The sequence below is a fragment of the Collinsella sp. AF28-5AC genome, from assembly GCF_003457875.1.
Taxonomy (GTDB): domain Bacteria; phylum Actinomycetota; class Coriobacteriia; order Coriobacteriales; family Coriobacteriaceae; genus Collinsella.
Map to the genome: position 1 here is coordinate 1 of NZ_QRTA01000029.1, position 5311 is coordinate 5311.

Here is a 5311-nt window from a genome sequence, read left to right on the forward strand (position 1 = left end):
TCATGTCATTCACCTCGCTCGTATGTATCGAGGTATTCCTGCTTGAGCGTCTGCGAGGACGACTCGATCTTTTCCACGAGCGAGCCGGCCTCGATGAAGTAGAACGAGTTGGTGAGGTCTGCCAGGTCGTCGAGTAGATGGCTTGAAATGAGCACGCTGCGTCCCCGCGCCACCTCGCTGCGCATCGCTTCGCAGGAGGTTTTCCGTTTTCCCGGATCGAGGCCGTTCAGCGGTTCATCGAGGATGAGGTACGGGCAATCGGTCGCTATCGCCATGGCAAGCTTTACCTGCTGCTTCATTCCTGTCGAGAGTTTACGGGTCGGCTTGTCGAGATATGGGGAGATTCCGAGGGAGTCGCAGAGCGAGTCGATGTCGGCGGCCGATTTCCACGCCTCCCTAACGAAAGCAAGGTACTCGAGGGCCGATAGCGTGGGGTAGAGATCCGCGCCGCCCGAAGAGCTCAGGTAGACGAGTTCTGCAAATTCGGCTGATCGACGTTGGCAGATTCCGTCTGCCGCCAGGCTTCCCGAGCGGATGCGGGTGGGAAATTGGCCCGACAGCGCTTCAAGAAGGGTGGTTTTCCCCGAGCCGTTGGGAGCAACGAGGCCCACCGCCGTTCCCGGGCTCAGGAAAAGCGACCCGATTGAAAGTATCGTCGTGCTTCCGTATCCCACGCTCGCGTCTAGAAGCTCGAGCCCATGGTGCTTTTTCGCGGGTCCAGACTGTTTGGGCGAACGTGTCGCAACGGCGCCGACCGCAAAAAGGACCGCGACGTATGCCAGGGCCACGGCAAGCATCGATGCGCTGCCTGAACCGGAGCCAATGAATTCTGTCGGGAAGCATCCTACGTAACCCGTTGCCTCGATAGGCGAGAACACGGCCAGCGGCAGGAGCCCGAGCACGGCATTATGCCCTAGTGCCGAATCGGACAGTAACGGGAATGCCGGGGCCGCGACAAGCAGCGCGGAGGTAAGGGGGCCCGCGAGGACGCGCCTCGTTGCGGTCGATAGGACGGCGGAGCAAACGGATATCAAGGTTCCGCCCGCAAGCAGCGCGAGAAGCAGGGCTGTGAAGACGTTTCCCGCGGTCGTGGTGGTAAGCGCGCCGTCATGGAAGAAGGCGATCGGGTACCCAATTTGCCCGAAGCCGTTTAGGGCCAAGGCGTAAATGCCCCCGGGTGCGAGGCCGGCGAGGAGCATCGTGGTCCCCGCGCCAATTATTGAAAACACGGTTTGGATAAGGCGCCGGAATTTGGGCACGGGCGCCTTTGCCGCCAGGGTCCCGGGCCTTGTGGCGCCGAGCACGAGTATCGACGAGAGAAGGAAGGGGATGAAGGGAAGGAAAGACGGCGCCGTGGCAATGGTGTAAGGCAGGAAGGAAAGGAATGGCAGGTCGTTTGCGGAGGCCGGGATATCCGTGATGCCGGAGCTGCTCAGAGCGCGGCAATACGCGAGCGCCGCGTCATTGGTCTCTCGGTCTCCCACGATGGACCCGGATTGGAAGCCTTCGCCCATGAGCGCGTAGTAGCTCTCGGCAGAGTCGAGAAAGGCGGCGTCGGTTTGAGCGGCGAGGGCGGCGTTCGCGTATCTTGCAAGCTCAGCGTCATCTTGCTGCTCTGGCGATAGGTCTGTGCCGCTGGCCTGGGGCGCGCGCGTATTGAATGCGTCGACAAAGCCCTGCATGCCCTGCTTCATAAAGAAGGGCCCGTAGATGGGTGAATTGAACGCAATGGGGACGGAAAAGGCTGCAGCGAGAACGAGCGTACAAATCCATACGGCCTTGTCTCTTAGGATTAGTTTGAGAAGAAGTCGACAGTACATTCAGAAGCACCTACGTTCCTCAAAGAACTTTTAGATTAAAAGTAACAGACCGGATGAAGATACGTGCGACGGGGGCGAGGCGAATGGCTGAGCGGTATCGATATGCGGGTTCAACGGTATTATATTGACTACATAGATTATTAACTTGCTTGACTTGTAAACCTAGTCGTCCTGTCATCATATTCAACTTCGAAAAAAGGGGAATGAGGGCATCCCGATGCATCGAGTATTACTGGAACCCCGGCGATACGCTGAATGATTTGTGACGAATAGTCATGTCCATCAAGAAGGCTCGACGCTTCGGGCAGCTCGTCAATCGATATATCAATTCTTGGAGACATGTATTCCTACCATTTTTAAAGAAACAACGGCGGTAATCGCTATCGCGATTGCGCCAATAATACCGAGCGCCATCTATTTATACTTGATTTAAGGCGGAGTGGAATGTGGGCGCGCAAGGAGATGCGGAATCGATGAGAGCCTCAAAAAAAATTACTGCAGTGTTATCATCTTTCATCCTCTCTATTCTTCCATTTCTGATTCTATGGACGGCTTGGTCAGTCCTCCCTGATACAATTCCCGCTCATTGGAGTGGGGGTGTGGTTGATCGATGGGGTAATAAGCTTGAATTGCTGGTTGTTCCGCTGTTTTCTCTGATTGGTTCTATTGCAATTTCTGTGTACCTTGTTGTTTCCACGCGGCGAAGAGAGTTCGCGGATTTCTCTGTTCGAATGCGACGGGACTTTGTTGCGTGCTATATTTCTAGTCTTCTTTTATCGACAACCTGCTCAGTGATAATTGCCGTTTGGGTTCAGTTGATTCTTACGCAAAGCACTGCAGTTGATGGGGGACTTGGACTATCGATCCTGCATTCCCTTCCCGGGCTATATGTGATCTTGTGCGCTTTGCCGCCTTTTTATGCGAGCGGCGAGAGCAAAAAGGCAGAGCGCCTGATAACAGTTCTTATTGGCGGCGCGGAGATTGTTCTTTGTGGAATAGTGCTTGAAGGTTCGGCTGCCTCTTATGCGATGATTGGACTGATGATTCTGTTCTGTGCGTTTGAGATTGTGTCACAGGTAAGGGATAGCCGGTCCTTATGAGTTGAATTACGCGCGTGCGGATATAAAGGGTGGCATGTTAAATTTGTTGAAAGCTCTGACATGCGCTGTCGACTTCATTAAAATCGATTGCCGATCAAGTCTTCCTATATATGCGAGCCCCAAGAAACTGCGCTGTGAACCTGAGTCCTCTATCGATCGGCCCGGTGCACCGGGCCGCTGTCCTCGAGCCGGCAACAGCTTGCCGGTCTCAAAACGTATGCCGTCCGGCACGACCGACGGCCGAGTCTTGCGCCCCGTTCGGGCAGCGCCAGAACCCCGTGCCGGAACCCATGCGGTCGATTGCAGGGGAATTCAGCCGAGGCCATCGAGGAGCCGACCTAGGGACGGCGCCCTCAGTCCTCGAAGGATTTCAACCGCCCCTTAAAGGCTCGGATTGATTTAACGGTTGATTCAATCCGGCAGAATATGCCGGGCATGGACCGGTTGACACAATGTAAGGTAAAAAGCAGATGCGGCCGTACGCCGGTGCGGGGTTCGGGTGATGTGATAGAAAGAAATATACGTATTACATCTAACCAAGAGGTGCGTCATGGCAACCGCCACCGCAGCCCTGAGAATCCCCGAGGACCTTGCGAACAGGTACGACCGCCTGGCGAAGTCGACGGGCCGCACGAAAAACTTCTACATGACGGAGGCGCTTGCCGCAAAGATAGGCAGGCTCGAATACGAGTACGGCCTCATGAATTATCCGGGAAGCGTTTGGTTGCGAGCCACGCCGGTGTGAGGGCCTGAGTCGTCAGGCCCCGCACAGGGGGACCGCGATGGTGGCCACCGCGCCGCCCGAGGGGCTGTTGGCGAGCGAGACGGAGCCCCCGTGGGCGCTCGCGGCCTCGGAGGCGGCGTGGAGGCCGAGCCCGTAGTGGCGGCCTCCGTCGCGCGAGGAGCGGGAGGAGTCGTCTGTGAAGAGGCGCTCGCAGCCGCGTTCGAGGGCGGCGGGAGAGAAGCCCGGTCCGTCGTCGGACACCTCGATGACGAGGTGCCCGCCCGCGACGTCGCAGGAGACCGCCACGCGCGAGCGCGCGTGCTCGGCGGCGTTGGCCACGAGGTTCGCGGCGGCTCGCGTCAGGGCGGTTCGGTCGAGCGGGGCCTCGGGCGCGCCCGCGACAGCGGGGCCCGTGGCCGCGTCGAGTGTCACGCCTCGCGACCGGGCGATCTGGGCGGCCTCGGCGAGGACCTGCTCGCAGAGCTCGGCCGGCCGCATGGGGGCCCTCTCCGCCCCGCCGGACCCGCGCGAGGCCTCGATGAGCAGGCGCACGTAGCCGTCGAGCCTTTCGACACCGCCGGCTATGTCGCGCGCGGCGGCCGCGATTTCGGCGTCTTTCTCGTCTTCAAGCTCCTCCGCCACGAAGTCGGCGTTGGCGCGCAGCACGGTGAGCGGCGTCTTGAGGTCGTGGGCGAGCGACGCCACCTGCTCGCGCTGCCCCCGCTCCGCGGCCCAGCGGGCCTCGAGCGACTCGGCGAGGGAGGTCCGCATGGCGTCCATCGCGGCGAGGACGTCGTTCACCTCGCGCACGTTGGTGCTGCCGACCGCGAAGTCGAGCTCCCCCGCGCCGACGCGCCCCGCCGCCTCCGCGAGCGGCGCCATCTTGCGCGAGATCACGCGGCTCGCGCGGCGCGCCACGAGCGCGAGCGCGAGCGCGCTTCCCGCAGCGGCGCCGACGAGCATGAGGTTCTGCGGGTTGGGAAGCAGGCCGGCGAGGTCGCGCGAGACCCACTGCGGCAGGTACTCGCTGGCGAGTGCGCAGGCCCCGCCGCCCTTGAGCGGGAACGCGGCGTAGGTGAGGCCCGAGCCCCCGCCCTCGATCTCCACTGTGCCCGGATCAGCGGCGAGTGCCGCTCGGGCCATTTCCGTCGCGTCCTCGAGCCGCGTGCCCTCGAGGTCTGTCATCAGCACGCATCCGTCCTTGTTCAGGATGAGGTAGCGGTACGCCGTCGGCACGTCCTGCTGCCCGCAGACGCCGTCGCGTGCCAGGCCCTCCGCGACCTCGCGCGCATTGGCCGGCCCCCAGCTTGCCTCGTAGACGAAGCCCGCGTTGATCGCCGCGGAGAGCGCCATGAACGAGGCGAGCCACGCCGTGGCGACCGCCGCGAACGCGTAGGCGAAGTAGCGCGCGATGACGAAGGAGAGCGGCATGCCCCCGCGACCTCTCGCCCCGGTCCTCAGAGCTGCCACTTGTACCCCATCCCCCAGACGGTCGCGATCGGATCGGCGCCGGCCTCGGAGAGTTTCCTCCGGGCGCGGCTGACCTGCATGGATATGGCCGCGTCGTCGGCGTCGCTCTCCCAGCCGAGCACCGCCTCGCGTATCTGCGCGCGGCTCATGACCTGCCCGGGGTGGCGGGCGAGGTACTCGCAGATGGCGTACTCGGT

General features: G+C 61.2%; 5 protein-coding genes. 2 read left to right on the forward strand and 3 right to left on the reverse strand.

Translation table 11 applies throughout. The features are described from left to right. Window positions 1-5: 5 nt before the first annotated feature. Window positions 6-1694 (reverse strand): ABC transporter ATP-binding protein, encoded by a 1689-nt coding sequence (locus DWZ01_RS10420; protein WP_158557033.1) that lies wholly within the window; start codon window positions 1692-1694, stop codon window positions 6-8. 599 nt (window positions 1695-2293) lie between these two features. Here DWZ01_RS10420 and DWZ01_RS10425 point away from each other — a divergent pair. Together DWZ01_RS10425 and DWZ01_RS10430 are read left to right on the forward strand one after the other, a co-directional pair. Beyond that, window positions 2294-2920, forward strand: coding sequence for a DUF1648 domain-containing protein (locus DWZ01_RS10425; RefSeq protein WP_117848969.1), 627 nt, complete (start codon window positions 2294-2296; stop codon window positions 2918-2920). Window positions 2921-3470: 550 nt separating this feature from the next. After that, on the forward strand, window positions 3471-3665 hold the full coding sequence (locus tag DWZ01_RS10430; RefSeq protein WP_117770644.1) for a ribbon-helix-helix domain-containing protein: 195 nt from the start codon (window positions 3471-3473) through the stop codon (window positions 3663-3665). Window positions 3666-3677: 12 nt separating this feature from the next. Here DWZ01_RS10430 and DWZ01_RS10435 read toward each other — a convergent pair whose 3' ends face one another. Both DWZ01_RS10435 and DWZ01_RS10440 read right to left on the reverse strand, forming a co-directional pair. Continuing rightward, window positions 3678-5075, reverse strand: a complete 1398-nt coding sequence (locus tag DWZ01_RS10435; protein ID WP_117848970.1) for a sensor histidine kinase KdpD — start codon at window positions 5073-5075, stop codon at window positions 3678-3680. 26 nt (window positions 5076-5101) lie between these two features. Further along, the coding region (locus tag DWZ01_RS10440) for a winged helix-turn-helix domain-containing protein (RefSeq protein WP_147332653.1) at window positions 5102-5311 on the reverse strand (210 nt) is incomplete at its 5' end.

Excerpts from the sequence above, each read along its gene's own strand:
- DWZ01_RS10425 (WP_117848969.1), top strand. The coding sequence starts at position 2,294 with ATGAGAGCCTCAAAAAAAATTACTGCAGTGTTATCATCTTTCATCCTC.
- DWZ01_RS10420 (WP_158557033.1), bottom strand. The coding sequence starts at position 1,694 with ATGAAGCAGGGCATGCAGGGCTTTGTCGACGCATTCAATACGCGCGCG.
- DWZ01_RS10430 (WP_117770644.1), top strand. The coding sequence starts at position 3,471 with ATGGCAACCGCCACCGCAGCCCTGAGAATCCCCGAGGACCTTGCGAAC.
- DWZ01_RS10435 (WP_117848970.1), bottom strand. The coding sequence starts at position 5,075 with ATGCCGCTCTCCTTCGTCATCGCGCGCTACTTCGCCTACGCGTTCGCG.